At 64.2% G+C, this 25,247-nt stretch carries 28 protein-coding genes and 1 tRNA gene; 6 read left to right on the top strand and 23 right to left on the bottom strand.

Translation table 11 applies throughout. The features are described 5' to 3' along the window. Nucleotides 1–1,203 carry an HD-GYP domain-containing protein gene (locus BJN45_RS00810; RefSeq protein WP_076091134.1) on the top strand — a complete coding sequence of 401 codons (1,203 nt, stop codon included), beginning with the start codon at nt 1–3 and terminating at the stop codon, nt 1,201–1,203. On the opposite strand, the gene mutY is transcribed toward BJN45_RS00810, so the two are convergent. Next, the gene (mutY, locus tag BJN45_RS00815; RefSeq protein ID WP_076091136.1) at nt 1,175–2,212 is read right to left on the bottom strand and encodes an A/G-specific adenine glycosylase; all 1,038 of its coding nucleotides are present in this window, start codon (nt 2,210–2,212) and stop codon (nt 1,175–1,177) included. The two genes, BJN45_RS00810 and mutY, sit on opposite strands and share 29 nt — an antisense overlap. Before the next feature lie 63 nt (nt 2,213–2,275). Here mutY and BJN45_RS00820 point away from each other — a divergent pair, with 63 nt between their 5' ends. Then, nucleotides 2,276–2,767 (top strand): flavin reductase family protein, encoded by a 492-nt coding sequence (locus tag BJN45_RS00820; protein WP_076091138.1) that lies wholly within the window; start codon nt 2,276–2,278, stop codon nt 2,765–2,767. A 9-nt stretch (nt 2,768–2,776) separates the two neighbouring features. Here BJN45_RS00820 and BJN45_RS00825 read toward each other — a convergent pair whose 3' ends face one another. After that, the gene (locus tag BJN45_RS00825) at nt 2,777–3,238 is read right to left on the bottom strand and encodes a hypothetical protein (protein ID WP_139326265.1); all 462 of its coding nucleotides are present in this window, start codon (nt 3,236–3,238) and stop codon (nt 2,777–2,779) included. A gap of 284 nt (nt 3,239–3,522) precedes the next feature. On the opposite strand from BJN45_RS00825, the gene BJN45_RS00830 reads away from it, so the two are divergent. Further along, nucleotides 3,523–3,596 (top strand) — tRNA-Gly (locus tag BJN45_RS00830). A 69-nt stretch (nt 3,597–3,665) separates the two neighbouring features. Here BJN45_RS00830 and BJN45_RS00835 read toward each other — a convergent pair. After that, nucleotides 3,666–4,565, bottom strand: a complete 900-nt coding sequence (locus tag BJN45_RS00835; protein WP_076091142.1) for a LysR family transcriptional regulator — start codon at nt 4,563–4,565, stop codon at nt 3,666–3,668. A gap of 49 nt (nt 4,566–4,614) precedes the next feature. Here BJN45_RS00835 and BJN45_RS00840 point away from each other — a divergent pair, with 49 nt between their 5' ends. Next, nucleotides 4,615–5,616, top strand: a complete 1,002-nt coding sequence (locus BJN45_RS00840; RefSeq protein WP_240494467.1) for a sodium-dependent bicarbonate transport family permease — start codon at nt 4,615–4,617, stop codon at nt 5,614–5,616. Then, complete coding sequence (locus tag BJN45_RS00845) at nt 5,613–5,921, top strand: P-II family nitrogen regulator (RefSeq protein ID WP_076091146.1); 309 nt, start codon at nt 5,613–5,615, stop codon at nt 5,919–5,921. The genes BJN45_RS00840 and BJN45_RS00845 overlap by 4 nt, the downstream gene beginning before the upstream one ends. Here BJN45_RS00845 and BJN45_RS00850 read toward each other — a convergent pair. Genes BJN45_RS00850 through rapZ form a run of 5 tightly spaced genes read right to left on the bottom strand, consistent with a single transcriptional unit; the run spans nt 5,918 to nt 8,887 of the window. Continuing rightward, a complete protein-coding gene (locus tag BJN45_RS00850; protein WP_076091148.1) occupies nt 5,918–6,547 on the bottom strand; it encodes an LON peptidase substrate-binding domain-containing protein in 630 nt (209 codons plus the stop codon). The two genes, BJN45_RS00845 and BJN45_RS00850, sit on opposite strands and share 4 nt — an antisense overlap. Before the next feature lies 1 nt (nt 6,548). Next, entirely contained in the window at nt 6,549–7,160 is a 612-nt protein-coding gene (locus BJN45_RS00855) for a flavin prenyltransferase UbiX (protein ID WP_076091150.1), read from the bottom strand. Beyond that, nucleotides 7,157–7,690, bottom strand: a complete 534-nt coding sequence (locus BJN45_RS00860) for a Gx transporter family protein (RefSeq protein WP_076091152.1) — start codon at nt 7,688–7,690, stop codon at nt 7,157–7,159. The genes BJN45_RS00855 and BJN45_RS00860 overlap by 4 nt, the downstream gene beginning before the upstream one ends. Beyond that, a complete protein-coding gene (locus BJN45_RS00865) occupies nt 7,671–8,045 on the bottom strand; it encodes a NusG domain II-containing protein (RefSeq protein ID WP_076091154.1) in 375 nt (124 codons plus the stop codon). The genes BJN45_RS00860 and BJN45_RS00865 overlap by 20 nt, the downstream gene beginning before the upstream one ends. Next, nucleotides 8,045–8,887 carry an RNase adapter RapZ gene (rapZ, locus tag BJN45_RS00870; protein ID WP_076091156.1) on the bottom strand — a complete coding sequence of 281 codons (843 nt, stop codon included), beginning with the start codon at nt 8,885–8,887 and terminating at the stop codon, nt 8,045–8,047. The genes BJN45_RS00865 and rapZ overlap by 1 nt, the downstream gene beginning before the upstream one ends. Nucleotides 8,888–8,956: 69 nt before the next feature. Between rapZ and BJN45_RS00875 the strand changes: the two genes are divergently transcribed. After that, nucleotides 8,957–10,135, top strand: coding sequence for a M20 aminoacylase family protein (locus tag BJN45_RS00875; protein ID WP_076091158.1), 1,179 nt, complete (start codon nt 8,957–8,959; stop codon nt 10,133–10,135). Between the two features lie 3 nt (nt 10,136–10,138). On the opposite strand, the gene BJN45_RS00880 is transcribed toward BJN45_RS00875, so the two are convergent. The 15 genes from BJN45_RS00880 to can all read right to left on the bottom strand — a co-directional run bounded on the left by BJN45_RS00880 (nt 10,139) and on the right by can (nt 25,230). Beyond that, entirely contained in the window at nt 10,139–11,752 is a 1,614-nt protein-coding gene (locus BJN45_RS00880) for a methyl-accepting chemotaxis protein (protein WP_076091160.1), read from the bottom strand. A gap of 60 nt (nt 11,753–11,812) precedes the next feature. Next, complete coding sequence (locus BJN45_RS00885) at nt 11,813–12,727, bottom strand: MBL fold metallo-hydrolase (protein ID WP_076091162.1); 915 nt, start codon at nt 12,725–12,727, stop codon at nt 11,813–11,815. Beyond that, nucleotides 12,724–12,903, bottom strand: a complete 180-nt coding sequence (locus BJN45_RS00890; protein ID WP_076091164.1) for a DUF1289 domain-containing protein — start codon at nt 12,901–12,903, stop codon at nt 12,724–12,726. The genes BJN45_RS00885 and BJN45_RS00890 overlap by 4 nt, the downstream gene beginning before the upstream one ends. Further along, entirely contained in the window at nt 12,900–13,100 is a 201-nt protein-coding gene (locus tag BJN45_RS00895; RefSeq protein ID WP_076091166.1) for a DUF1289 domain-containing protein, read from the bottom strand. Before BJN45_RS00895 ends, BJN45_RS00890 begins: the two co-directional genes overlap by 4 nt. After that, nucleotides 13,100–14,074, bottom strand: a complete 975-nt coding sequence (locus BJN45_RS00900; RefSeq protein WP_076091168.1) for a hypothetical protein — start codon at nt 14,072–14,074, stop codon at nt 13,100–13,102. Before BJN45_RS00900 ends, BJN45_RS00895 begins: the two co-directional genes overlap by 1 nt. After that, the gene (locus BJN45_RS00905; protein ID WP_076091170.1) at nt 14,071–14,979 is read right to left on the bottom strand and encodes a hydroxymethylglutaryl-CoA lyase; all 909 of its coding nucleotides are present in this window, start codon (nt 14,977–14,979) and stop codon (nt 14,071–14,073) included. Before BJN45_RS00905 ends, BJN45_RS00900 begins: the two co-directional genes overlap by 4 nt. Next, a complete protein-coding gene (locus BJN45_RS00910; RefSeq protein ID WP_076091172.1) occupies nt 14,979–16,994 on the bottom strand; it encodes an acetyl/propionyl/methylcrotonyl-CoA carboxylase subunit alpha in 2,016 nt (671 codons plus the stop codon). The genes BJN45_RS00905 and BJN45_RS00910 overlap by 1 nt, the downstream gene beginning before the upstream one ends. Before the next feature lie 3 nt (nt 16,995–16,997). Beyond that, complete coding sequence (locus BJN45_RS00915; RefSeq protein ID WP_076091174.1) at nt 16,998–17,786, bottom strand: enoyl-CoA hydratase/isomerase family protein; 789 nt, start codon at nt 17,784–17,786, stop codon at nt 16,998–17,000. A 54-nt stretch (nt 17,787–17,840) separates the two neighbouring features. Continuing rightward, entirely contained in the window at nt 17,841–19,448 is a 1,608-nt protein-coding gene (locus BJN45_RS00920; protein ID WP_076091176.1) for a carboxyl transferase domain-containing protein, read from the bottom strand. A 51-nt stretch (nt 19,449–19,499) separates the two neighbouring features. Further along, complete coding sequence (locus BJN45_RS00925) at nt 19,500–20,099, bottom strand: TIGR00730 family Rossman fold protein (RefSeq protein WP_076091178.1); 600 nt, start codon at nt 20,097–20,099, stop codon at nt 19,500–19,502. Between the two features lie 19 nt (nt 20,100–20,118). Then, on the bottom strand, nt 20,119–20,739 hold the full coding sequence (locus tag BJN45_RS00930) for a 2-hydroxychromene-2-carboxylate isomerase (protein WP_076091180.1): 621 nt from the start codon (nt 20,737–20,739) through the stop codon (nt 20,119–20,121). 70 nt (nt 20,740–20,809) lie between these two features. Next, nucleotides 20,810–21,946, bottom strand: a complete 1,137-nt coding sequence (locus BJN45_RS00935; protein ID WP_076091182.1) for an acyl-CoA dehydrogenase — start codon at nt 21,944–21,946, stop codon at nt 20,810–20,812. Further along, nucleotides 21,943–22,857: a DMT family transporter gene (locus BJN45_RS00940; RefSeq protein WP_083650708.1), complete on the bottom strand. Its 915-nt coding sequence runs from the start codon at nt 22,855–22,857 to the stop codon at nt 21,943–21,945. The genes BJN45_RS00935 and BJN45_RS00940 overlap by 4 nt, the downstream gene beginning before the upstream one ends. Further along, entirely contained in the window at nt 22,858–24,048 is a 1,191-nt protein-coding gene (locus tag BJN45_RS00945; RefSeq protein WP_076091184.1) for an acetyl-CoA C-acyltransferase, read from the bottom strand. Between the two features lie 39 nt (nt 24,049–24,087). Then, the gene (gene can, locus BJN45_RS00950) at nt 24,088–25,230 is read right to left on the bottom strand and encodes a carbonate dehydratase (protein WP_076092454.1); all 1,143 of its coding nucleotides are present in this window, start codon (nt 25,228–25,230) and stop codon (nt 24,088–24,090) included. Between the last annotated feature and the right edge of the window lie 17 nt (nt 25,231–25,247).

The raw sequence follows: 25,247 nt of genomic DNA on the forward strand, positions 1-25,247 counted from the left end.
GTGATTCGCAAGATAGCCATCGGCGAGTTGCAACCCGGCATGTATGTCGTGGATGTGCACAAACCCTGGCTGGAGCATACGCTGTGGCGCAGTCGTTTTCCGGTACGCGATCTGGCACATGTCTCCGCGCTGGTCGATGGTGGCATTACCGAGGTCAGCATCGACACGACGCGTGGGCCGGATATTCCATCGCCAGCACCGACGCTCCGTCGCAGTTCGCCGGAATGGTCGCCGATGGAAAAGTCCAGGCCGGCGCCCCGCGTCTCGCTGGGTGAGGAAAGACGCCGCTCGGCGCGACTGCTGCATGATGGAAGCCAGCTGCTCGACGAATTGACGCTGGCAGCGCAGGCCGGGCAGCGAGTTGAGGCGGCGCGTCTGGAGCCGATCGTCGGCAAGATGATCGAATCGGTGATCCGGAATCCGGACGCGCTGGTGCCCCTGGCCCGGCTCAAGCAGATGGATGCCTATGCCAGTGAACACGCGGTGGCGACGGCGGCGCTGATTATCGCACTCGGCCGGCAGCAGGGCATCGCAGCCCCGGAACTGGAGAAGATGGCACTCGGCACGATGCTCAAGGACATCGGACTGGCGGCCATCGATGCGCGGCTGATCGGCAAGCAGGGACACCTTTCCCACTCGGAATACGTGATCGTGCAAAGCCACGTGGAGGAGGGGCTGGCGGTGCTCGAAGCGACTTCAAGCCTGCCCGAAACAACGGTGGCGGTGGTGCTCGAACATCACGAACGGTATAACGGCGCCGGCTACCCTTACCGTATGGCTGGCGACGAAATATCGCTGGCCGGCCGGCTGGCTGCCATTGTTGATACCTATGATGCGATGACCTCCGACCGTCCTTACCGTGCAGCCCTGTCGCCGACTGTTGCACTCCGTCAGCTCTACGAACAGGGCGGGACCCAGTTCGATCCGGCGCTGGTGGCCGGTCTGGTGAAGACGCTCGGCATTTACCCGGTCGGGACCCTGGTCCTGCTGGAAAGCGGGCATCTGGCGGTGGTGGAACAGGTGCATGCTGACAACCTGCTCAGCCCGGTGGTCAATGTCATCTACCACGCCGGCCGGCGCCAGTACGTTGCACCGGTACAGGTCGACCTGGGGCGCAAAGTGGGCAATCACTATGGCCAGATCGTCCGTGCTGAAAGCTTCCAGCGCTGGGGGCTCAGTCCGGAGCGCTGGCAACCAGCCTGATCAGCTTGCCGATCGGTGTCGGCACGCCGGCGTCTGCTGCCTTGTTCAGCGCCAACCATTCGCTGCCGGGCTCGCCAACACTCGTTGGCGGCGCGACGCGGCACAGTACCGGTTGCAGCGTCAGCCGGAAATGCGTGAACACATGTTTCAAATCGGGCAGTTTCCGGCAGTCGACCGCAGTCAGCCCGCGTGCCGCCAGCACGGTTTCTGGGTCGCCCTCCGGTGGCACTAGCAGGCCGCCCCAGATGCCGCTTGCCGGTCGGCGCTCAAGCAGCAGGTGGGTGCCGTCGGTGATCAGCACGAAGGTTGATGTGCGTTCGGGAATCGCCGCCCGTGGCCGCGGCTCCGGCAGTTCCTTCTGGCGTCCGTCACGGCGGGCGACGCAGTTGTCGGCGAACGGGCAGGCCGGGCAGTGCGGCGTGCCGCGCGTGCATAGCGTCGCGCCAAGATCCATCAAGCCCTGCGTGTAGGCCTCGATGCCGTTCTCTGGCAACAGCGCCTCGGCCAGTTGCCAGAGTTTGCGGTCGATGGCCGTCGCACCGGGAAAACCGCTGATGCCGAAGACCCGGCACAGCACGCGCTTGACGTTGCCGTCGAGGATTGCCGCCCGCTCGCCGAAACTGAAAGCAGCGATGGCGGCGGCAGTTGATGGGCCGATGCCCGGCAGTTCCGCCAGTTCGGCAGCGGTTTTCGGGAAAAAACCACCGTGGACCGCAACAATCTGCTGCGCGCAGCGATGCAGATTGCGCGCCCGGGCGTAATAGCCGAGCCCGGCCCAGTGCTCGACAACGCGCTCGATCGGCGCCGCCGCCAGCACCGCGACATCGGGAAAACTGGCAAGAAAACGCTGGTAATACGGGATCACCGTCGTCACCTGGGTTTGCTGCAGCATGATCTCCGACAGCCAGACCCGGTAAGGGTCGCGGCTGCCCTGCCAGGGCAGGTCGTGGCGACCGGCAACCTGTTGCCAGGCAATCAGGCGTTGGGCAAAGCTTTGTTCTTTCGGCAAATTTCGTCTCGACGCGGGAAGCGGGAGCCGGGATAATACGGCGTTTTTTCCGTAGTGAACACCATGACCCAGCCGCAAACCGATACCCGCGCCCTGCGCAATGCCCTCGGCCGCTTCGCCACCGGCATCGCCATCGTCACGGCGATCGATCCGGACGGTCATCCGATCGGACTGACGGTCAATTCCTTCTCCGCCGTCTCGCTGCAGCCGGCGCTGGTGCTGTGGTGCCTCGATAATGGCTCGCACAACCTGGAAGCCTTCCGCAAGGCCAGCCACCACGCGATCAACATCCTGTCGGTCGATCAGCAGGATCTGTCCAACCGCTTCGCCACCTGGCCCGCCGACCGTTTCGTCGGCCTGCCGTGGCAGCCGGGTGCCGGCGGCGCGCCGGTCTTCCCTGATTGCTGTGCGACCTTCGAAGTCGCCAACGAAACCGCCCATGCCGGTGGCGACCATCTCATCTTTGTCGGTCGTGTCGAGAAATTCAGCGAAGCGCCGGCACTCGCCCCGCTGCTCTTCCACGCCGGCCAATATCGCAAGCTCGCCGAAGTCTGAGCCTGACGTTCAGCTCAGCTTGAGCGCGCGGTCGGACTCGCGCCGGCAGGGCTGATTCGCCGGAATCGGCAAACTGCCGACGCCTTCATCGCTGGTCCATTGCACCAGCGCTTCACGGATCAACCGGGCTTCCCCGGTGCTCAATTCGTCATTGGCGACAGCAATCTTCATCATTCCCCTGAGCAGGGTTTGCTGGAGGAAGGGGTAAGTCACCTCGGCCAGTACTCTGGACAGGTCGCCCGCAGTCAACCGCTGGTCCAGGGTGCGCGTCATCGAGCCGCCCAGTTCCAGATCCTCGTAAAACTCCCGGATCACCACGTCTACCTGGGCGCTATCGATGCCCAAGGCCTGCAGGCAATCATCCTGTTCGATCAGTGCGTATTCGGCCTCGTCGGCGACACCATCAATCAGCATCCCCAAGGCGAGGATGCGGGCAACTGCTTTCGGACTATTGACCGGGTAAGGACGCATGAAGGACTCCTGTTCTGATGGTTGCGAGGAACGCCACGACACATTGGCGCGGCACCTTGTGTCATGGCTTTCATGGCGTTTTGTCCGGTACCAGCCTTTAAGGTTCCTGCCTGGCAATCATCGGTACGCGGCTCCCATGCATTGTTACAAACGGCTACCAATTGATTTGAAACCGGTGCGGCTTTGTCTTCTTGCGCCAGATGTACGAAGCGGACTTTCTCCGCGTGCCGGTAACGATTGAACCGGAAGCGATCTCGGCATAGAATCGCGTCCTTGCCGCCCGAGCGGGCGTCGTATAATGGTAATACCCTAGCTTCCCAAGCTAGAGCCGTGGGTTCGATTCCCATCGCCCGCTCCACATCGAATTCAGGCAGGTCGTTGATCTGAAAAAGAAAAAGCCAACCGAGACCGGTTGGCTTTTTTGTTGTCAATTGATCCCGGCTGCCTGCACAAGTTCGCTCATGAAAGCCTGCGCCGGCAACGACAGCACCTTGCCTTTCAGATGCACGATCGACCACGGTTGCTGGATCGGGAAATGTTCGACGTCGAGGATGCAGATGCCGTCGTCGGCGGGGTTGGCAGCGAGGGAGTGGCGGGACAGGATGGACAGGCCGAGGCCGCTGGAGACCAGGTCGCGGATGGCTTCGTTGCTGGCGACGGTCAGGCGCACCTGCAGCGCTTTTTCCAGTTTCTGCAGGTGGCGGTCGATGGCGGCCCGCGAGCCGGAACCCGGTTCGCGCAGCAGGAAGGATTCACCGGCCAGTTCGTCGAGCGTGCACCGCCGGTCGGCGGCGGGATGGCCGAGCGGGGCGATGACGACCAGCGGGTTGTCGAGGAAGGGGCGGACGACGATGTCCATGTCAGTCGGCGGCAGCGACATGATGTAGAGGTCGTCCTCGTTGCCGCGCATGCGGGCGACGACGCCGGCGCGGTTGGTGATCTCCAGTTGGACGTCGATGTGTGGGTAGCGGCGGCAGAAAGCGCCGAGCATGCGTGGCAGGAAGTATTTGGCGGTGGTCACCAGCGCCACCCGCAGGCGGCCGCTGTGCATGCCCCAGAGGGCACCGATGGCCGAGTCGAAGCGCGCCCACTCGTCGTCGAGCGCCCGCACCGTCGCCTGCAGTTCCTCGCCGGCGGCAGTCAGGCGGATGTCGCGGCCGATCTGCTCGAACAGCGGCAGGCCGATTGTTTCGCTCAGTTGCTTGACCTGGATCGAGACTGCCGGCTGCGTCAGGTGCAGCGTCTCGGCGGCGCGCGAAAAACTGCCGAGGCGGGCGACCGTGGCGAAGGTTTCGAGCTGGCGCTGGGTGATCTGGCGACGGTTCATATAAGTCAAAGCAAATGGAAGTTGGCTAAAGTTTAATTGGATTTAATCGATGGCAAAAGGGATAGTCACGCCGTCGCGGCTTTTTGCCGCCTGCCGGATTGTCTTCATGCCCTTCGAACCCGTCATTCTCTTCTTCCTGCTCGGCGCGCTGGCCGGGTTGATCCGTTCCGACCTGCGCATCCCCGCTGTCCTCTACGAGTCGCTGAGCATCTTCCTGCTGCTGGCAATTGGCCTGAAGGGCGGTGTCGAGCTGGCGCGCTATCCGGTCAGCGAACTGGTATTCGCTGCTGCCTGTGTCGTGCTGGCCGGCGCACTGATCCCGTTGATTGCCTACCCGGTGCTGGCCCGTCTGGGCAAGCTGCCGCGTGCCGATGCGGCGTCGATTGCCGCGCACTATGGATCGGTCAGCGTCGTTACCTTCGCCGTCGGCAGCACCTACCTGATCGGTCAGGGCGAGGTGGCCGAGGGTTACCTGACGGTGTTCCTCGTGCTGCTTGAGTTTCCTGCGCTGATGATCGGCATCTGGCTGGCCCGGCGCGGTGCGCCGGGCAGCGACTGGGGCAAGGTGCTGCACGAGGTGTTTGCCGGCAAGAGCATCGTCCTCCTGCTCGGTGGCCTGGCGATTGGCTGGGTGGCCGGCAGCGAAGACTTGAAGCCGCTCGACAAGCTTTTCTTCGACCTGTTCAAGGGCATGCTGGCGATCTTCCTGCTCGAAATGGGTCTGGTCGCCGCCAGCCGCATCGGCGATCTGCGCCGGGCCGGTTGGTTCCTGGCCGGCTTCGCCATCGTCATGCCACTGGTGTCGGCGGCGCTGGGCATCACTACCGGCCTATTGCTCGGCCTGTCGGTCGGCGGCACGACGCTGCTGGCGACGCTTTACGCCAGTGCTTCCTACATCGCCGCACCGGCGGCGATGCGTATCGCCGTGCCGGAAGCCAATCCGGGCCTGTCGATCGGCGCCGCGCTCGGCATTACCTTCCCGTTCAACCTGCTGGTCGGCATTCCGGCCTATCATTGGCTGGCCACCACCCTGCATGGAGTCTTCGCATGAACCGCCCGCTGCAAACCCGCAAGTTGCTGACCATCGTCTGCGAAGCGGCCCTGGAAAAGCGCCTGGAAAAGGAGTTGCCGCAATTCGGCGCACACGGTTACACCATTTCCGATGCCCGTGGCAGCGGCGCACACGGCCGGCGCGATGCGGCCTGGCCGGCGAGCGCCAACATCCGGGTCGAGGTCTTGTGCGATGAGGCGGTTGCCGAAGCGGTGGTTCGCCACCTGGAGACGCAGTACTTCACCAGCTACCAGTTGGTTGTTTTTCTGTCGGACGTGCAGGTGCTGCGGGCGGAGAAGTTCTAGCCCAGCAGTTTGCGCTGGTCGAGGAATTTTTCCAGGATTTCCAGGCGGGCGAGCGGGTCATCCAGTTCCAGCAGCTTCTGTTTGGCCAGGTTCTGTACCGGCAGCACTTCGGTGATGCGATAGCCGACCCAGCCGGCATCGTCGTAACGGTGCGGTGGCGGCATGCGTTCCGGGCCGAGGTCGCTGACCACGCGTTGCAGCAGTGGCAGCAGGCGTTCGCGGTTCTGCGGCAGCGGCGCCTCTTGGTCGACAAGGAGTTCGACAGTCGCTTCCAGCAGTTTGCTGGCACCGACTTCGTGGCCGATGATGCGGAAGCGCCGGCCACCGATGGCATTGATCTGCAGGATGCCGAGCTGTTCCATCTCCCAGTTGGCAATGCTGGCCAGCGTACCGACCGGATGCGGCACAGCCGCTTCACCGACTTCGCCGCCGGCTTCGATCAGGCAGATGCCGAACGGTGAGTTTGCCTTCAGGCAGGCGGCAGCCATGTCCAGATAGCGTTGCTCGAAGATCTTCAACGGCAGGATGCCGCCGGGGAAGAGCACGGTATTGAGCGGAAACAGCGGGATATGCAGGGTTTCGACACTGCCGCCATCGGGCGAGCGGACGAAGTCGAACCAGCCCATGTCAGCGCTCCTCGCCCCAGCGCTGCATCAGCGTGTGGCTGACGCCGACCTGATCGAGGACCCGGGCAACGACGAAGTCGACGATGTCCTGAACACTTTGCGGGTGATGATAGAAACCCGGGCTGGGCGGCAGGATGACCGCGCCGGCACGCACCAGGCGCAGCATGTTTTCCAGGTGGATGGCCGAAAACGGCGTTTCACGTGGAACCAGCACCAGCTTGCGGCCTTCCTTGAGGACGACGTCGGCAGCGCGTTCGATCAGATTGTCGGACAAGCCCTGGGCGATCGACGCCAGCGTGCCCATCGAACAGGGGCAGACGATCATCGCGTCGGGCGGATTGGAGCCCGAGGCGACCGGGGCAAACCATTCCTCGCGGCCGAAAACCTGCAGATTTTCGCGGTCGACCGCAGGAAAACGCGAAATCAGCGCTGCCCGGGCGTCGGCCGGCCGTGACGGCAGTTCGAAATCCATTTCCTGGCGGGCGACGATCTGTGCTGCCTGCGAATACAGCAGTTGCACGCGACAGCCAGCCGCCAGCAGGCTTTCCAGTAGGCGCAGGCCGTAGGGCATGCCGGAAGCACCGGTCAGGGCGAGGCAGACGGTTTTGCTCATCGTGGGGAATCCGTAGCGGGCGTATCAGCCAGCAGTTTAGCTGCGATCAGACCGTTGATGGTGCCGAACACCAGTGCCGCGCCGGCAAACACCGGCGTCAGCAGAAAGACGCCGTCGTGCGGGATCAGCCAGAACCGGGCGAGCAACAACTGGCCGCCGATGTGGGCGAAAGCCGCAAGGATGGACAGGCTGACCGGCCCGAACCAGCGCGCCGGCAGATGGCGGGCGGCGCCGAGGGTGAGCAGGCTGAGCGTGGTTCCGCTCAGCGACAGGAAGAAACCGGGGGCGAGGAAGTAGCCGAGCAACAGGCTGCCGGCGAGCACGCGCAGGACGCTGACCCAGACTGCCGTGCCCCAGCCGTAGCGCAACAGCACGACCAGCGTGATGATGTTGGCCAGCCCCGGCTTGACGCCGGGCAGCGGCGAAGGAATTGCTGCGTCGACCAGCGACAGGCCGACCGCCGCGGTCGCCAGCCAGGCAACGCGCCGGTCTTCCGGGGTAACCGTCAGCTCAGTAACTGATCGAGTCATAGACCTTGGTGCGGCCGGTAATCTGCAGGCTGACGCGATTGGGGGCGCAGATGGCGATTTCGCCCGGGCGCATCAGCCAGCCCTGCTTGACGCAGTACTGGCGTGGCCCGGGGTCGGAGACGACGCGGGCGCGGCCGGGTTCGACGGCGATCAGCGTGATGCCGAGCGGTCCGGGGACTTCAATCTGCTTTTTCGCCTTGAGGTCGATGTCGGCGAAAACCTGGCCTTCCTGGCGGATGATTGCCCGGTCGGCCAGACCGCCCTGCCAGAACAGCGGGATCGTCAAGCCGACCAGCGCGGCGCCGGCGATGACGGTCAGCCAGTCGCCCGGACGGAACAGTGCCAGCCAGTGCATCAACCGGCCAGCGTGCGGTGCCGGACCAGCACGCGGGCCTGGCCGGCAAACTCGCGGGCCAGTGTTTCGGCGAGGTACACCGAGCGGTGCTGGCCACCGGTGCAACCGATCGCCACCGTCAGGTAGTTGCGGTTGTCGCGAATGTAGCAGGGCAGCCAGTCGGTAACGAAACGGGCGATGTCGGCGCGCATGCGCAGTACCTCAGGCTCGCTTTCGAGGAAGTCGGCGACCGCCCGGTCGCGACCGGTCAGCGGCCGAAGTTCAGGGTCGTAGTGCGGGTTGGGCAGGCAGCGCACGTCGAAAACCAGGTCGGCATCGAGCGGGATGCCGTGCTTGAAGCCGAAGGACTGGAACATCAGCGTCAGCCCCTGGCCGGGTTCGGCTTCGATGAACTGGCGTACCCATTCGCGCAGCGCGTTGGCCTTCAAGCCGCTGGTGTCGATGCGGTGGCCGAGATCGGAAATCGGCGCCAGCATTTCGCTCTCGCGGCGGATGGCTTCGGCCAGTGTCTGGTTCTCGGTCGCCAGCGGATGCCGGCGGCGCGATTCGGAATAGCGCTTGAGCAGCGTTTCCTCGCTGGCATGCAGGAACAGGAAATTGTGTCGTACGCCTTCGGCCGACAAGCGCCCGAGTTTTTCCGGCAGCAGGCCGATGCCGCCACCGGAGCGGGCGTCGATGGCAACCGCCACCTTGCGCACCTTTTCTTCCTGGAGCATGCCGACCAGCACCGTCAGCATCACCACCGGCAGGTTGTCTACGCAGTAATAACCGGCATCCTCCAGCAGATGCAGGGCGACCGACTTGCCGGAGCCGGAAAGTCCGCTGATGAGAATGAGTTCCATGGGGCAGAGCATAATGAAGGGTCAGCGCCACCGCAAGCCGCGGCATAATAGGCAAAAAAGGAGACACGCATGAGCCCGAACATCCCCCTTCCCGATTTGCCCTTTCTGGCCGAGTTGACCGCACTGCGCCGCGACATCCACGCGCACCCGGAACTGGCCTTCGACGAATACCGGACTGCCGACATCGTCGCGCGTGAGCTTCAGCGCTACGGTCTGGAAGTCCATCGCGGCATGGCGCGCACCGGCGTGGTCGGTGTGCTGAAAGCCGGAACGTCAACGCGGATGATCGGCCTGCGCGCCGACATGGATGCCTTGCCATTGGCCGAGATGAACGAATTCCCGCACCACTCGAAGCATCCCGGAAAGATGCACGCCTGCGGCCACGACGGCCATACCGCGATGCTGCTTGGCGCGGCCCGCCATCTGGCATTGAATCCGGATTTCGATGGCACGGCCGTCTTCATCTTCCAGCCGGCCGAGGAGTCCGAGGGCGGGGCGGCGGTGATGATCGAGGATGGGCTGTTCGAACAGTTTCCGGTCGATGCCGTGTTCGGGCTGCACAACTGGCCGGGGATCCCGGTCGGCGAAATGATGGCGATGCCGGGGCCGGTGATGGCCGGTACCTGTGGTTTCGAAATGCACGTACGCGGACACGGCTGTCACGCGGCGATGCCGCACCAGGGAATCGACGCCATCGTCACCGGCGCGCAGCTGGTGCAGGCGCTGCAGACCGTGGTCAGCCGCACGCTGCATCCCTGCGACGCAGCGGTGGTCAGCGTTACTCAGTTCCATGCCGGTGAGGCGTGGAACATCATTCCCGAGGAAGTGGTGATGCGCGGCACCATCCGCACCTTCAAGCCGGAGGTGCAGGAAGCCGTCGAGCGCGCCATCGAGCGCCTGTGCAGCGGCATCGCCTCGGCCAACGGCGCGCAGATCAGTGTTCGTTTCGACCATCGCTATCCGCCGACGGTGAACAGCGTGGCCGAGGCGAAGTTCTGCCAGCAGGTGGCGGCTGAAGTGTTTGGCGAAGACAAGGTGCTGACCGACATCCTGCCGTCCATGGGCGCCGAGGATTTCGCCTACATGCTCAAGGAAAAACCGGGCTGTTACGTCTGGCTGGGCAACGGGCCGGGCACCGGCGGCTGCACGTTGCACAATCCGCACTACGACTTCAACGACGAACTGCTGACGCTGGGTGTTGCCTACTGGGCGCACCTGGTCCGGCGCGCCCTGCCGAAAACCGCCTGATGCCTACAGGCGGAAACGCGAGATAGCCTGGGTGAGCGCAGCGGAGACTGCATTCAGCCGGCTGGCGGTGTCCACCACCTTGCGCAGCGCCTGATCGTTCTGCTCGATCAGGTTGCGCACCTGTTCGACATGCGATTCGATTGCCCGTTCGTTGTCGTTTTCGACACTGATGGCCCGGGCGATCTGCTGCACCACGAGATTGACATCCTGCGAGCTGCCTTTCATCCGGTTGAAGGCATCGCGCGACTGGTTTGACAGTTCGACACTCTCACCAACCTGCAGCAGCCCCGATTCCATGCCTTCCACCGCGCGCTGGGTGCCGGACTGGATGCTTTCCACCATCGAGGAAATTTCGGCGGTGGACTGCGCAGTCCGTTCCGCCAGTTTGCGTACCTCGTCGGCAACCACGGCAAAACCACGCCCCTGTTCGCCGGCACGGGCGGCTTCAATTGCCGCGTTCAAGGCGAGCAGATTGGTCTGGCTGGCAATGTCTGAAATGACGCCGAGGATGGAGCTGATCCTGGCCGACTGGGCGCCGAGTTCCTGAATGTGCGCGGCCGTGGTTTTGACCGAACCGGCCATGGCCTCGGTTTCCGTTGCCGCCCGGCTGGCCAGTTCGGCCCCGTTGCTGGACGTGTCGCTCGATTCGCCGACGATGCGTTCGGCTTCGTTGACCGCCTGCATGACGTCCTTCAGGCCATTGGCCAGGTTATGGACGTTGCTGACCATGTCTTGCGCATAGCTCAACTGCTGTTCGCTGCCGGCGCTAACCTGCTGCGTCGCATCGTTGACCCGCTGGACGCTCTGTTCGACGTCGCGAGCGTGTTCCGCCAGGGTGCCGACCAGCTGGCGCAACTGGGTCTGCATGCTGGCCAGCGCACCGAGCAGGCTGTCCTGCTGGCCGCTGCTGACGGTGATTGCCTGGCTCAGGTCGCCGGTGGCGACGGCGTGGGCCACTTCGCGCGCATAGGCCGGCTCGCCGCCGAGTTCCCGACGGACATAGGCCAGCGTCGTGAAGGCGCTGACGCCCCCGATAACGATGGCCAGCGCGGTCAGCAGCAAGGTGATCAGCTGACGATGTTCGGCGGCCTCGGTAACCCGGCTGCGCTCTTCCTGCGTCTTCTGCGTCAGGACATCGAGGTCGTCGAGCAGCGCCTGCTTCAGCTTGCGCCAGGCAGGTGTTTCCTTGGTGTTGATCAGCGACTTGGCATCATCGAGGCGACCTTCCTTCAGCGCCGCCATGACTTCCTTCTGCGCTTCGGCTTGTGCGGCGGCCATTGCTTCCAGCGCCGCCAGCGAACTGGCGAAGCCTTCGACCGTGGCAGCCCGGACCAGCGCCGACTGGCGCGCCTTGGCGAAATCGTCGCGGGCTTTCTCGAGGTTCTTGTAAGCCTTCGGGTTTTCCGGGTCGAGGGTGATGTTGCGCAGCGCCTGGCCCATCTGCAAGCCCTGGGCGTACATCTCGCTGTAATCCTGACGCAGGGCGCCGGTGCCGTCGAGAAACTCGCCGAAGCTGGTCGATGTGGCGCGCAGTCCGCTGTAGGAAACGACGATGGCGGCAATGAAGGCCGCGATGATCAATGCCATGCCCAGCAAAAGACGATTGCGAAAACTCATGAGCCCCTCCCGAATTTAATCTTATAAGTATTTAATTATAAGTTGGGGCTATGACTTTTGTCAGCGTATCGTCATGAATCCATCGTGTTGCAGCAGCGCGCCACTACGCTGCAATTCCAGTTTCAGGCGTTGTGATAGTTCGTCTGCCGGGAGGCCCAGATAGCGCTGGTTGAGATCGACAGCGAAGGGCAGGCCGAGCACGAAATCATCGAAATCGGCAGCTGGCAGGCGTTGTCTTTCCATGATGGCGAAGGCCACGAGCACCTTGATCGCATGCCAGGCGAGCTTGTCGAGGCTGGCGGCAAAACTATCCAGGCGGCTGAAAGCACGGGTCAGGGCGGCGTCGACCGCAGCAAATGGCGCGCCGTGGCCGGGAATGACGATGTCGATCGGCAGGCGGGCGAGCATTTCCAGGGTGGCCCGCGTTGCCGTGATGCCGTCGGCCTCGCCGAGCAGTTCAGGGAAAATCACGCCGAAGCCGTTTTCCCACAGCGCATCCCCGGAAATGAGGATGCGCTTTTCCGGGTTGTAGTAGGCCAGCGCTTCCATGTCGTGACCAGGAACCGCAATCGCCTGCCAGTTCAGCCCGCCCATCTCCAGTTCGCTGCCGGCAGCGATCAGCCGGTCATGCTGGAAGCGCGCGGCCTGTTGTCCCAGTGGCGACAGCAGCAGCGCTTCCTCGTCCCATTTGGCGATGGTCGCATGCAGGCCGGCAGGGACGATGATCTCGCAGCCGAACCTGGCTTGTACGGCAGCGTTGCCGCCAATGTGGTCGGAGTGCGAATGGGTGTTTATCAGGCGATCGAGGCGTCGACCGCACAAGGCTTCGCCAACCAGCGCGACGGTCTGGGCGGCATGGGTGACGTAGCCGCTGTCGATGAGGGTTGCCTGGTCACCGTCGAAGCACAGGATGTTGTTCGCCGACAGCCAGCCGCGTTCGAGAACCAGCAGGCTGTCCGGAAGTTGTACGCTCATTCCGTACTGTCCGGATCCGTCCCGTGCGTCGGTAACCCGGCAACCGGCAGTACGACCTCAGCAACAATGCCCGGTTCGGTTTCAGGGGGGCGCCCGCAACCGAGGCAGTAGCCGGAGTCGGGGTCGGTCATGCAGATGCCGACGCATTGATAGCGTGCTTCCTGGTCTTCGTTCATGGCAGCCGGGCGGGTGGGGAGGTTTGCTGGCTGCGCTGCCGGATGTCGACAGCGTCGAGAACAGACAACCGGGCTGTGGCATCCAGTCGCGACCAACTGGCGATTTCATCGAGCGTGCGGAAACAGCCGCTGCACAGACCGCTATCCGGGTCCATGCGGCAGATGTTGATGCAGGGTGAGGCAGGCAGGGTTTGCATCAGATGAGGATGTAACGTTTCTGGCGATCACGGGATCGGTTGACGGCGGCGAGGGCTTCCTCGCGGGAAATGCGCACCAGCGTGGCCAGATGCTGACGCCTGTCGCGGCTGGAAAGTTCCGGGAAACTGATGGTCTGCGCGTCTTCGTCGGGTTGGCCGGCATCGTGCACGATGCCCATGCGGTCGATGCAAATGCTCACCGGCGTCAGGCTGAGTGCTGTTTCCGGGTGACGCAGGAAGTCCGCCAGCACTTCGATCAGGTTTTCCGGCATCAGCGCTTCACCGTTCTGGCGCAACTGCACATCGAGTTCGACCAGGTGCCGGGTGTGTTTTTCCTCGTCGCTGACGTTGTGGTGCTGCCAGGCATGTTCGACCGACAGGTCGGCACGCAGGCTTTCGCGTTCCCGGCGCAGATTGTCTACGTGGGCATTGAATGCCTGCAGCAGACTTTCCAGCGCCTTCGCCTGCAACCGGTCACGGGTTGTGTCGAGATCGCAGCAGGGTTCGATCAGCGTCTGGTCGGAAAAATAGACAATTTCCTGCGGCACGTCGGCGCGGATGATATTGCCTTGCTGGGCCATGCCGAACTGCCGTTTCTGCTGGCGGCGGGCCGCCAGCATGGCGCAGAAGCAGTCGCTGGCCCAGCATTCCGGACGGTCGAGAAAATCACGCACGGCCTGGCTGCGGCCGAGCATGTCCTCGATGTCGGCGGGGCTGGCAAACAGCGCGTGTACCAGCAAGTCGTTGGCGAAACTGCGGCGGTTGATCTCGATCGGGCCGGGCAGCGCGGCGACCAGGCCCTGACAGTAGCCGAGCGCGTGTTCGACGGCGCCAAGCAGATGTCTTTCCAGTCGGGGCGCAGCGCGCACCAGCGGATCGACCATGCCGATGACGCGATCAAGCGCGGCAGCAACGGCCGGGTCAGGCGGGGGGACGGGTTTCAGCAGGTCGGCTAAAGCGGAGATCAGGCTCACTCGGTCATTCCGGCGCAAATGGCCCGGCCGGCCTTGGCGCCGTTCGGGCGGTCGAGGATGCCGGAAATCCAGCTTCCCACCTGCGCCAGTTTATCCAGATCGATGCCGGTTTCAATGCCCAGACCGTGTAACAGGTAAACAACATCCTCCGTCGCCACGTTGCCGGACGCGCCCCTGGCGTACGGACAGCCGCCCAGGCCGGCAACCGAGGCATCGAAAGTTGCCATGCCCAGTTGCAGCGAAGCGTGGATGTTGGCGATCGCCATGCCGTAGGTGTCGTGATAGTGACCGGCCAGTCGCTCGATCGGCACGACCCGCGCGCAGGCCTCGATCATCCGCGCGATGCTGGCCGGATTGCCGACGCCGACGGTGTCGCCGAGCGAGACCTCATAGCAGCCCATGGCGTAGAGAATCTTCGCCACTTCCGCCGTTTTCTGCGGATCGACCGCCCCTTCGTACGGACAGCCAACGACGCACGAAACATAGCCGCGTACCCGGATTTCCAGCGCCGAAGCAGCAGAAACCACCGGTTCGAAGCGTTTCAGGCTCTCAGCAATGGAGCAATTGATGTTTTTGCGCGAAAAACTCTCGGATGCCGCACCAAAAATCGCCACTTCGGTGGCGCCGGCCAGCATGGCGGCGTCGAATCCCTGCAAATTTGGCGTCAGAACCGGGTAGACCGCAGCAGGATGACGGGTGATGCCTTGCAGCACCGCACTGTTGTCCCCCATCTGCGGCACCCATTTCGGCGACACGAAGGAAGTCGCCTCGATGACGCGCAGCCCGGCATCGGCCAGCCGGTTGATCAGCTCGATCTTGGTTTCGGTCGGGACCAGCTGCTTTTCATTCTGCAAGCCGTCGCGCGGGCCGACTTCGACGATCTTGACCTTCGTTGGCATTGGCATCAGGCATCCCCTTCGAACTCGACCAGCGCCGCACCATCGGCAACCTGCTCACCGGGCGCGTAGCAGAAGGCCTTGACGGTGCCGGTGGCGGGGGCGGTGATGGTGTGTTCCATCTTCATCGCTTCGAGGATCAAGAGCGGCGTGCCCTTTTCCACTTTCTGGCCGGGCTGGGCGAGCAGGGCGACGATCTTGCCGGGCATCGGCGCGGTCAGGCCGCCGCCATGACTGTCGCCGGCGTCGACGCGGTGCAGCGGGTCGTCGCGCAGGAGTGAGTACGTGCTTCCCTGCAAAAATACCGTGCGCTTGTCGTCGACCGCAACAACGCTGGCGATCAGCCGGCGGTCGTCGAGTTCGACGGCAAAGCGGTCGTCGTCCAGCTTGCGGCCGCGGGCCAGCGTTGTTGTCCCGGCGAGGGTGATCTGCCACTGGTCGCCCTGGTAGCGGATGACGGCGTCGATCAGCGTGTCTCCGTCACTGTCCTGCGCCGTGCGGAAACTGATGGTGCGCGCTGCCGACAGGTTCATCCGCCAGCCGTCACGGGCGTGCCAGGGCGACCAGGGGTCGCCGCTGTTTTTCGCGACCTGGCGAGCGGCGTGCTGTTCCCACAGCAGTTCGCCGACGGTGGCGACGAGCAGCGCATCGCGCGGCGTTGGCTGGGCGGCCGGGAAGAGGAAATCCTTCTGCCGTTCGATCAGGCCGGTGTCGAGGTCGGCGCCGGCGAAGGCGGGGCAGGCGACGAGGCGGGACAGGAAGTCGATGTTGGTGGTCAGGCCGGCGACGCGATAGTCGGCCAGCGCCTTGCGCATGCGGGCCAGCGCGCCGTCGCGGGTTTCGTCCCAGACGATCAGCTTGGCGATCATCGGGTCGTAGAAGGGCGTGATCTCGTCGCCTTCCTCGACGCCGGTATCGACGCGGACGTTGATCGACTCGGCCGGCGGCACCAGCCGCACCAGTTTGCCGGTGGCGGGCAGGAAGCCCTTGTTGGCGTCTTCGGCGTAGATGCGCGCTTCCAGCGCATGGCCGCGAATCTGCAACTGGTTTTGGGCCAGCGGCAGCGGTTGACCGCAAGCGACGCGCAATTGCCACTCGACCAGATCCTGGCCGGTGATCATTTCGGTGACCGGGTGTTCGACCTGCAGCCGGGTGTTCATCTCCATGAAGTAGAAGCTGCCGTCCTGATTTGCGATGAACTCGACCGTGCCGGCGCCGACATAGCCGACTGCCTTGGCAGCGGCGACGGCGGCTTCGCCCATTTCGCGCCGGCGCGCTTCGGTCATGCCGGGGGCCGGGGCTTCTTCCAGCACTTTCTGGTGCCGGCGCTGCACCGAGCAGTCGCGCTCGAACAGATAGACGCAATTGCCCAGCGTGTCGGCGAAGACCTGGATTTCGATGTGGCGTGGCTTGGTGATGTATTTCTCGATCAGCACGTGATCGTCACCGAAACTGGAAATGGCCTCGCGTTTGCACGAGGCGAGTGCATCGGGGAAATCCTCGGATTTCTCGACCAGGCGCATGCCCTTGCCGCCACCACCGGCCGCGGCCTTGATCAGCACCGGGTAGCCGATCTTCTCGGCCTCGTCGTGCAGCAGCGTCGGCCGCTGGTCGTCGCCGTGGTAGCCCGGGGTCAGCGGCACGTTGGCCGTGCCCATCAGTTTCTTGGCTTCCGATTTCGAGCCCATGGCGCGGATCGCCGACGCCGGCGGGCCAATGAAGGCGATGCCGCTGGCGGCCAGTGCGTCGGCGAAATCGGCATTCTCGGACAGGAAGCCGTAGCCGGGATGCACTGCCTGGGCGCCGGTGCGCTTGCAGGCATCGATGATCCGGTCGGCGACCAGGTAGGACTCGCGTGCGGCCGCCGGCCCGAGCAGGACGGCTTCGTCGGCCAGGCGCACATGGCGGGCGTTGGCATCGGCCTCGGAATAGACGGCGACGGTGCGGATGCCCATGCGACGAGCGGTTTTAATCACCCGGCAGGCGATTTCTCCGCGATTGGCGATGAGGATTTTGTTGAACATGGCTTATTCCCCGATCCAGGCAGGCGAGCGCTTGTCGAGGAAGGCGGCGATGCCGTCCTTCGCTTCCGGCGTGGCGCGCAGGTGGGCGATGCGGTGGGCGGTGTCCTCGACCAGCGTCTGGTTGATCGGCTGGTTATCGACGGCACGGATCAGTTCCTTGGCCGCGGCCTGGGCGAGCGGGCCGCCCTGGATCAATGCGGCGACGATCTCGGCGACCTTGGCGTCCAGTTGCTCGGGCTCGACGACTTCATGCACCAGACCGATCTGATAGGCGCGTTCGGCGGCGATGCGCTCGGCCGACTGGAAGTAGCGGTAGGCCTGGCGGGCACCGATGGCACGCACGACGTAGGGGCTGATGGCCGACGGGATGATGCCGAACTTGACCTCGGAGGTGGCGAAGAACGCCCGGGTCGAGGCGACGGCGATGTCGCAGGCGGCGGTCAGGCCGGTGCCGCCACCCAGCGCGGCGCCCTGGACGCGGGCGATGGTCGGCTTCTTCATCTCGGCCAGCACGCGCAGCATGTTGGCGAGCGCGCGGGCATCGTCGAGATTCTCGTCGATGCCGTTGTTGGCGGCGCGCTTCATCCAGTTGAGATCGGCGCCGGCGGAGAAGCTTTTTCCCCGGCCGGCGAGGATCACGACGCGCACGTCGCGGTCGTCATCCAGCGCCTTGCAGGCGGCGGTCAGTTCGGTGATGAGGTTTTCATCGAAGGCGTTGTGCAGGTCGGGGCGGTTCATCCAGATCGTGGCGACCGGGCCGGCGAGTTCGATTTCGAGGGCTAGGAAGGGCATGGGTTTGTCTCCTTGTTTTATTTGCTTGTGTTGGCTTGAGGGCCCGTGCTTGATTTACATCCGGAAAATACCGAACTTCGTCTCTTCTGCCGGCGCATTCATCGCCGCCGACAGCCCAAGACCAAGTACCCGCCGCGTATCCGCCGGGTCGATGATGCCGTCGTCCCACAGCCGCGCCGAGGCGTAATAAGGATGGCCCTGTGTTTCGTACTGCTCGCGGATCGGGGCCTTGAAGGCTTCCTCCTCTTCGGCGTTCCATGAGGCGCCCCGGGCTTCGATGCCGTCGCGCTTGACGGTGGCCAGCACGCCGGCCGCCTGTTCGCCGCCCATCACCGAGATACGGGCATTCGGCCACATCCACAGGAAGCGCGGCGAATAGGCGCGGCCGCACATGCCGTAGTTGCCGGCGCCGAACGAGCCGCCGATGACGACGGTGAATTTCGGCACTTTCGCCGTGGCCACGGCCGTCACCATCTTGGCTCCGTCGCGGGCGATGCCGCCGTTCTCGTACTTGCGACCGACCATGAAGCCGGTGATGTTCTGCAGGAAAACCAGCGGAATGCCGCGCTGGGCGCAGAGTTCGATGAAATGCGCGCCTTTCAGTGCCGATTCCGAAAACAGGATGCCGTTGTTGGCAACGATCCCGACCGGGTAACCGTAAATCCGGGCGAAGCCGCAGACCAGCGTGGTGCCGTAGCGGGCCTTGAATTCGTCGAAGTCGGAATCGTCAACGACGCGGGCGATGATTTCGCGCACGTCGAAGGGTTTCTTGCTGTCGGTCGGAATGACGCCGTACAGTTCCGGCGCCGGATAGCGCGGCTCGACTGCTGCGGTCAACGTCACCGGCGGGGTCTTTTTCCAGTTCAGGTCCTTGATGATGCGTCGGGCGATGGCCAGTGCGTGCGCGTCGTTCTCGGCCAGGTGGTCGACGACGCCGGAAATGCGCGTATGCACATCGGCGCCGCCGAGGTCTTCGGCGGAGACGACTTCACCGGTTGCCGCCTTGACCAGCGGCGGGCCGCCGAGAAAGATCGTGCCCTGGTTCTTGACGATGATCGACTCGTCGCACATGGCCGGCACGTAGGCGCCGCCGGCGGTGCACGAACCCATGACGGCGGCGATCTGCGGGATGCCTTGCGCCGACAGGTTGGCCTGGTTGAAGAAAATGCGGCCGAAGTGTTCCTTGTCCGGAAAGACCTCGTCCTGCATCGGCAGGAAGGCGCCGCCGGAGTCGACCAGGTAGACGCAGGGCAGCCGGTTTTCCAGCGCGATTTCCTGGGCGCGCAGGTGTTTCTTGACGGTCAGCGGGTAGTAGGTGCCGCCTTTGACGGTGGCATCGTTGGCGACGATCATGCATTCGACGCCCTCGACGCGGCCGATGCCGGCGATCACCGAGGCTGCCGGCACGTCGCCGCCGTACATCCCGTACGCCGCAAATTGTCCTATCTCGAGGAAGGGGGTGCCGGGGTCGAGCAGGCCGTTGACCCGCTCGCGCGGCAGCAGCTTGCCGCGCGCCAGGTGCTTCTGGCGTGCAGCTTCCGGACCGCCGAGGGCGATCTTGTCGACTTTTTCACGCAGGTCGGCAACAACCGTCCGCATGGCCGCCGCGTTCGCCTGGAAATCGGCGTTCCGCGGATTCAGTTGGGTTTTCAGGGTACTCATGTCTCCTCGCTTTTTTGTTTGTGTGTCCTGAATCAATGGGGTGTCGCCGTACTACAACTGCTTTTCCTCTTTCAGCCACTTGTTCACCGGCTCGGCCCGATAGGCGGCCATGGCGGCAAGCAGTGCTTCGATATCGGTGGCGGTCAACGCCATCGCCCGGTTCTGCTCGCGCAGGAAGCCATCGCTGACAGCGCGGTCGAACATCGCTAGCAGCGGGTCGTAGAAGCCGTTTACGTTGAGCAGGCCGATCGGTTTCACGTGAAACCCGAGTTGCCCCCAGGTGAGGATTTCGCAAAGTTCCTCGAAGGTGCCGAAGCCGCCAGGCAAGGCGATGAAGCCATCGGACAACTCGGCCATGCGCGCTTTGCGGGTGTGCATGGAATCGACGACTTCGAGCCGGGTCAGCGTCCGGTGATCGACGGCGCGGCCGGCTACTTCCTTGCCCATCAGGGCTTCCGGAATGATGCCGATGACCGTGCCGCCGGCGCCCAGGCAGGCATCGGCGACGGCGCCCATCAGGCCGATGTTGCCGCCGCCATAGACCAACTCGATGTTGCGGGCGGCGAGCAGACGGCCGAGCTTCTCGGCCTCGGCCGGGTAGATCGGGTTGTGGCCGGCATTGGAGCCGCAGAAGACACAGATTCTTTTCATGATTCTCGTGTGGACTACTTTAAAAACCGCCGCTTTCGAGCCAGTGCTCGATTTGCGGCAGGCGGTCGGCGCCGAAGAAGTGTTCGCCGTCGATGATCACGTGCGGCGAGCCGAAAACGCCGGTGGCCAGCGCCTGTTCGCATTCATCCTTGAGCCGGGCCTTGATTTCCGGGCTTTGCAGTGCGGCGGCCAGGGTTTCGCGGTCGACGCCCAGTTTTCCGGCAATATCGAGCACGGTGTCGGGCGAGGAGATGTCGAGGTCGTCGACGAAGAAGGCGCGATAGACGGCGTGGGCGAACTGGCGGGCCAGTGCGCAATCCTGGCCGTGCAGCCAGTAATAGGCGCGGGCCGCGTTCTGCGTCGGCAGCGGGAAGCGGCTGGGCGGATTGTAGGGAATGCCCATGTGGCGGGCGGAGCGATGGAAATCGCGATAAACGTATTTGGCCCTGGCGCTGCTGCCGTCGGCCGGCGGCCGTGAGCCGGTGGCCTGGAAGATGACGCCGAGCAGGATCGGATGCCATCTGACCTTGCGCCCGTGGCGGGCGGCGACGTCGTCGATCTTCTCGGCCAGCAGGTAGCCGTAGGGGCTGGAGAAGTCGAACCAGAAATCGATCGGGGCCTTGTCTGCTGTTTCGTTCATGTTTGTCTCCATTCGGGGAAAAGCGGTCGCCGGTTTTTTGTCTTGTGTACCGGTCGACCGCAGTATTGGCTTACTCGGCGGCGATCGAACGGCCGATCACCAGCCGCTGGATGTCGTTGGCGCCTTCGTAGATCTGGCAGATGCGCACGTCGCGGTAGATGCGCTCGACCGGGAAGTCGCTGGTGTAGCCGACGCCGCCGTGGATCTGGATGGCGTCGGAGGCGATCTTTTCGGCCGCTTCCGAGGCGAACATCTTGGCCATCGAGGCTTCCTTCAGGCAGGGCTTGCCGGCATCCTTCAACTGCGCGGCGCGCCAGACCATCAGGCGGGCGGCGTCGAGCAGGGTGTTCATGTCGGCCAGTTTGAAGTTGACTGCCTGGTGGTCGATGATCGGCACGCCGAAGGTGACGCGCTCCTTGGCGTAGCGCACGGCGGCTTCAAACGCGGCACGGGCCATGCCGATGCTCTGCGCGGCGATGCCGATGCGGCCGGCTTCGAGGTTGGACAGGGCGATCTTGTAGCCTTCGCCTTCCTTGCCGAGCAGCGCCGAGGCCGGCACGCGGCAGTTTTCCAGGATGATCTGCACGGTATCGGAAGCGTGCTGGCCCATCTTGTCTTCAGTGCGGCCGACGATGAAACCCGGGGTATTGCAAGGAATCAGGAAGCAGGAAATGCCCTTCTTGCCGGCGGCCTTGTCGGTCACCGCGAAGACGATGGCCATCTGGGCGTGCTTGCCGGTGGTGATGAACTGCTTGACGCCATTGAGGACGAAGAAGTCGCCATCCTTGTCGGCGCGGGTGGTGATCGCGGCGGCGTCCGAGCCGGTATGCGGCTCGGTCAGGCAGAAGCAGCCGAGCTTTTCGCCGCGGGCGAGCGGCTTCAACCATTCTTCCTTCTGCGCATCGGTACCGTATTTCTGCGTGATGCCGCAGGCCAGCGAGTTCTGGACCGAGACGATGGTCGAGGTGGCGCCATCGCCGGCGGCGATTTCTTCCAGCGTCAGGACCAGCGACATGTAATCCATGCCGGCGCCGTCCCACTCTTCGGGCACGACCATGCCCAGCGCGCCGAGTTCGCCCAGTTCCTTCAGCGCATCGGCCGGGAAGGTGTGGTTGCGGTCCCATTCGGCGGCGAAGGGCGCCAGGCGCTCCTGCGCGAAGGCGCGCATCGTGTCGCGGATCATTTCCTGTTCTTGCGTCAGAATCATGCTGTTTTCTCCAGAGTTGGTTTTTGTAATGTGGTCAGCCAGACCCCGGCAATCACCAGCAGCCCGCCGAAAAGTACCGGCAGGCCCAGGCGTTCGTCGAGCAGGATCGCTGCCTGCAGGACGGCGAATACCGGGACCAGATTGATGAAGACCGAGGCGTGGCCGGCGCCGAGCTGTTGTACGGCGGCGGTGAACCAGGTGTAGGCAATGGCGGTGCCGAAGACGGCGAGGAAGAACATGCCCGTCCACACCCGCCACGACCAGGCGGCCGGGTTGATGTCGCCCTGCACCAGCGCCGCCAGCCCGAGCAGGATGGCGCCGGTGAAGCAGGCGTACAGCGTTGTCGCCAGCGCCGAGAAACGGCCGGTGGCGCGCCAGCCGATGAAGGTATAGGCGGTCCAGCTGAGCACGCAGCCGATGATCAGCCATTCACCGATGCCGACCGAGCCCTGTACCAGGGCCAGCGGATCGCCGTTGCCGATCACCGTCAGGCAACCAGCCAGCGCGATGACGCTGCCCAGCGCCTTGCGCGGGTTCATGCCTTCCTTGCCGGTCAGCCAGGCAAGCAGCACGATGACCACCGGATTGAGTGCGACGACCAGCGCGCCGCGCCCGGCGGGAATGTGCTGCAGGCCAAAAAAGAAGCACAGGCCGTAAAGGAAGATGCCGAAAAAGCCCAGCGCCCAGACCAGCGCCCATTCCTGCCGACCCTGCGGCAGCGGGATGCCGCCACCGGAAATCAGCATGACGCTGCCGACCACCAGGCCGGCAATGACGAAGCGCAGCGCAGCGACGGCGAGTGGGGCACTGAGTTCCTGGGCGATCACCCGCCCGGCAATCCAGGTGCCGCCCCACATCGCCATTGCTGCCACCAGCTTGGCGTAGGTCAGGGTCCGGGCCTGTTGCGGCACTTAGAGCATTTCCACCGCGAGGGCCGTGGCTTCACCACCGCCGATGCACAGCGAGGCAACGCCGCGCTTCTTGCCGTACTTCTTCAGCGCACCGAGCAGGGTAACGACGATGCGGGCGCCGGAAGCGCCGATCGGGTGGCCGAGCGCGCAGGCGCCGCCATGCACATTGACCTTGGCCGGGTCGAGCTTGAGGTCGTGCAGCGCCGCCATGGCGACGACGGCGAAGGCTTCGTTGACTTCGAACAGATCGACCGATTCTGCGGTCCACCCGGTTTTGGCGAACAATTTCTGCATGGCGCCGACCGGGGCCGACGGGAACAGTGCCGGCACGCCGGCGTGGGTGGTGTGGGCGACGATGCGGGCGACCGGCGCCAGGCCCAGCTTGGCGGCCTGCGATTCGCGCATCAGGACCATGGCGGCGGCGCCGTCGGAAATCGACGAGGAGTTGGCGGCGGTGACCGTGCCATCCTTCTTGAAGGCCGGCTTCAGGGTCGGGATCTTGTCGACGTTGACCGCGAACGGGCCTTCGTCCTTGTCGACGACGACATCGCCTTTACGGCCGGCAACGGTAACCGGGGCGATTTCCCAGGCGAAGCTGCCGTTATTGCTGGCTTCGATCGCGCGGGTCGTCGATTGCACGGCGTAGGCGTCCTGCGCTTCGCGGGTGAAGCCGTAAGTGGTCGCACACTCTTCGGCAAACGTCCCCATCAGGCGGCCGCGGGTTTCCTTGCTGTAGGCGTCTTCCAGACCATCCATGAACATGTGGTCGAACATCTGGCCGTGGCCGAGGCGATAGCCGCCGCGCGCCTTGGGCAGCAGGTAGGGGGCGTTGGTCATCGACTCCATGCCGCCGACCACTGCGGCGCCGTAGGAACCGGCGAGGATGCCGTCGTGGCCGAGCATGGTCGCCTTCATCGCTGAACCACAGACCTTGTGGATTGTCGCGCAACCGGCCGACAGCGGCAGGCCGGCCTGCAATGCCGCCTGGCGGGCCGGCGCCTGGCCCTGGCCGGCCTGCAGGACGCAGCCCATCAGGACTTCTTCAATCAGGTTGGCGTCGATGCCGGCGCGGGCAACGGCCGCCTTGATCGCTTCGGCGCCGAGATTGGCGGCGGTCAGGCCGGAAAAACCGCCCTGGAAGCTGCCCATGGCGGTACGGGCGGCGGAAACGATAACGATCGGGTCATTCATGCTGTTTTCTCCTTGCGGATTGTTATGGGAATTCTGTGTTCAGTCGACCAGCGCCTGCAGCGCGGCCTCGTAGCGGGTTGGCAGGTCGTTCAGGGTATCGACGGTGATGCCGAGGTCGTGCATGTGGCCATCCTTGAGACCGTAGATCCAGCCGTGCACGGTCAACTGCTGGCCACGCTGCCAGGCGTCCTGGACGACCGGGTTGTGGCAGACGTTGACCACCTGTTCGAGGACATTGAGTTCGCACAGGCGGTCGTGGCGTTTTTCCGGTGGCAGCGCGTCGACCGCAGGCAGATGCTTGTTATGCACGTCATGGACATGGCGCAGCCAGAGATCGACAACACCGACGCGGGCACGGTTGAGCGCCGCCAGCACGCCGCCGCAGCCGTAATGGCCGACGACCATGATGTGCTTCACCTTGAGCACGTCGACGGCGTACTGGATCACCGACAGGCAGTTGAGGTCGGTGTGCACGACGACGTTGGCGACGTTACGATGGACGAAGACCTCGCCCGGCAGCAGGCCGACGATCTGGTTGGCCGGCACGCGCGAATCGGAACAGCCGATCCACAGGAATTCCGGGTTCTGCAGATGCGCCAGCTTGTCGAAATAGGTCGGGTCGATCTCGCGCATCTGGCGGGCCCAGGCGCGGTTGTAGTCGAACAGGTGGCAGAGGTTCTCGTTGCAGTTTTCTTCTTCCGACCAGTTATCGAGGTCGAGCGCCAGGAAGATGGTGTTCTCGACCGGCGTCGGGTAGTAAGCCGGGACTTCGTTGAAGCCGAGTTCGCGATAGAGCTTCACCGCCATGCGCATGTTCGGCATGGTGTCGAGCAACAGACGCTTGTAGCCGATCTCCTTGGCCGCCTTGATCGCAGCCAGCGCCAGCGCCCGGCCGATACCGAGGCCACGCTCTTCCGGTGCGACGTAAAGCCGCTTCATTTCGCAGACGCCCTCCGAGAACGGGCGGACGCCGACGCAGCCGGCTGGCCGGCCATCGATTTCGGCGAAGAACAGCCGGCCTTCCGGGGTCGCGTAAGCACCCGGCAGCGAGGCCATTTCCTGGTCGAAGTTCTGGTAGGACAGGTCGACACCCAGCCAGCCCGCATAGTTGCGGAAGTACTGGCGCACCTGTTCGAGGGCGTCGGTATCGTTGGCGGTGAGTGTGCGCAGGGTGATCGTCATGCTGTGTGGCTCCTTGT

This window comes from Azonexus hydrophilus (genome assembly GCF_001956855.1).
Lineage (GTDB): Bacteria > Pseudomonadota > Gammaproteobacteria > Burkholderiales > Rhodocyclaceae > Azonexus > Azonexus hydrophilus_A.

Bases quoted from the DNA above. Each gene is read 5' to 3' on its own strand.
- BJN45_RS00820 (WP_076091138.1), top strand. From the start codon at position 2,276: ATGACCCAGCCGCAAACCGATACCCGCGCCCTGCGCAATGCCCTCGGC.
- BJN45_RS00825 (WP_139326265.1), bottom strand. From the start codon at position 3,238: ATGCGTCCTTACCCGGTCAATAGTCCGAAAGCAGTTGCCCGCATCCTC.
- BJN45_RS00835 (WP_076091142.1), bottom strand. From the start codon at position 4,565: ATGAACCGTCGCCAGATCACCCAGCGCCAGCTCGAAACCTTCGCCACG.
- BJN45_RS00840 (WP_240494467.1), top strand. From the start codon at position 4,615: ATGGCAAAAGGGATAGTCACGCCGTCGCGGCTTTTTGCCGCCTGCCGG.
- BJN45_RS00845 (WP_076091146.1), top strand. From the start codon at position 5,613: ATGAACCGCCCGCTGCAAACCCGCAAGTTGCTGACCATCGTCTGCGAA.
- BJN45_RS00850 (WP_076091148.1), bottom strand. From the start codon at position 6,547: ATGGGCTGGTTCGACTTCGTCCGCTCGCCCGATGGCGGCAGTGTCGAA.
- BJN45_RS00855 (WP_076091150.1), bottom strand. From the start codon at position 7,160: ATGAGCAAAACCGTCTGCCTCGCCCTGACCGGTGCTTCCGGCATGCCC.
- BJN45_RS00860 (WP_076091152.1), bottom strand. From the start codon at position 7,690: ATGACTCGATCAGTTACTGAGCTGACGGTTACCCCGGAAGACCGGCGC.
- BJN45_RS00865 (WP_076091154.1), bottom strand. From the start codon at position 8,045: ATGCACTGGCTGGCACTGTTCCGTCCGGGCGACTGGCTGACCGTCATC.
- rapZ (WP_076091156.1), bottom strand. From the start codon at position 8,887: ATGGAACTCATTCTCATCAGCGGACTTTCCGGCTCCGGCAAGTCGGTC.
- BJN45_RS00875 (WP_076091158.1), top strand. From the start codon at position 8,957: ATGAGCCCGAACATCCCCCTTCCCGATTTGCCCTTTCTGGCCGAGTTG.
- BJN45_RS00880 (WP_076091160.1), bottom strand. From the start codon at position 11,752: ATGAGTTTTCGCAATCGTCTTTTGCTGGGCATGGCATTGATCATCGCG.
- BJN45_RS00885 (WP_076091162.1), bottom strand. From the start codon at position 12,727: ATGAGCGTACAACTTCCGGACAGCCTGCTGGTTCTCGAACGCGGCTGG.
- BJN45_RS00890 (WP_076091164.1), bottom strand. From the start codon at position 12,903: ATGAACGAAGACCAGGAAGCACGCTATCAATGCGTCGGCATCTGCATG.
- BJN45_RS00895 (WP_076091166.1), bottom strand. From the start codon at position 13,100: ATGCAAACCCTGCCTGCCTCACCCTGCATCAACATCTGCCGCATGGAC.
- BJN45_RS00905 (WP_076091170.1), bottom strand. From the start codon at position 14,979: ATGCCAATGCCAACGAAGGTCAAGATCGTCGAAGTCGGCCCGCGCGAC.
- BJN45_RS00910 (WP_076091172.1), bottom strand. From the start codon at position 16,994: ATGTTCAACAAAATCCTCATCGCCAATCGCGGAGAAATCGCCTGCCGG.
- BJN45_RS00915 (WP_076091174.1), bottom strand. From the start codon at position 17,786: ATGCCCTTCCTAGCCCTCGAAATCGAACTCGCCGGCCCGGTCGCCACG.
- BJN45_RS00920 (WP_076091176.1), bottom strand. From the start codon at position 19,448: ATGAGTACCCTGAAAACCCAACTGAATCCGCGGAACGCCGATTTCCAG.
- BJN45_RS00925 (WP_076091178.1), bottom strand. From the start codon at position 20,099: ATGAAAAGAATCTGTGTCTTCTGCGGCTCCAATGCCGGCCACAACCCG.
- BJN45_RS00930 (WP_076091180.1), bottom strand. From the start codon at position 20,739: ATGAACGAAACAGCAGACAAGGCCCCGATCGATTTCTGGTTCGACTTC.
- BJN45_RS00935 (WP_076091182.1), bottom strand. From the start codon at position 21,946: ATGATTCTGACGCAAGAACAGGAAATGATCCGCGACACGATGCGCGCC.
- BJN45_RS00945 (WP_076091184.1), bottom strand. From the start codon at position 24,048: ATGAATGACCCGATCGTTATCGTTTCCGCCGCCCGTACCGCCATGGGC.
- can (WP_076092454.1), bottom strand. From the start codon at position 25,230: ATGACGATCACCCTGCGCACACTCACCGCCAACGATACCGACGCCCTC.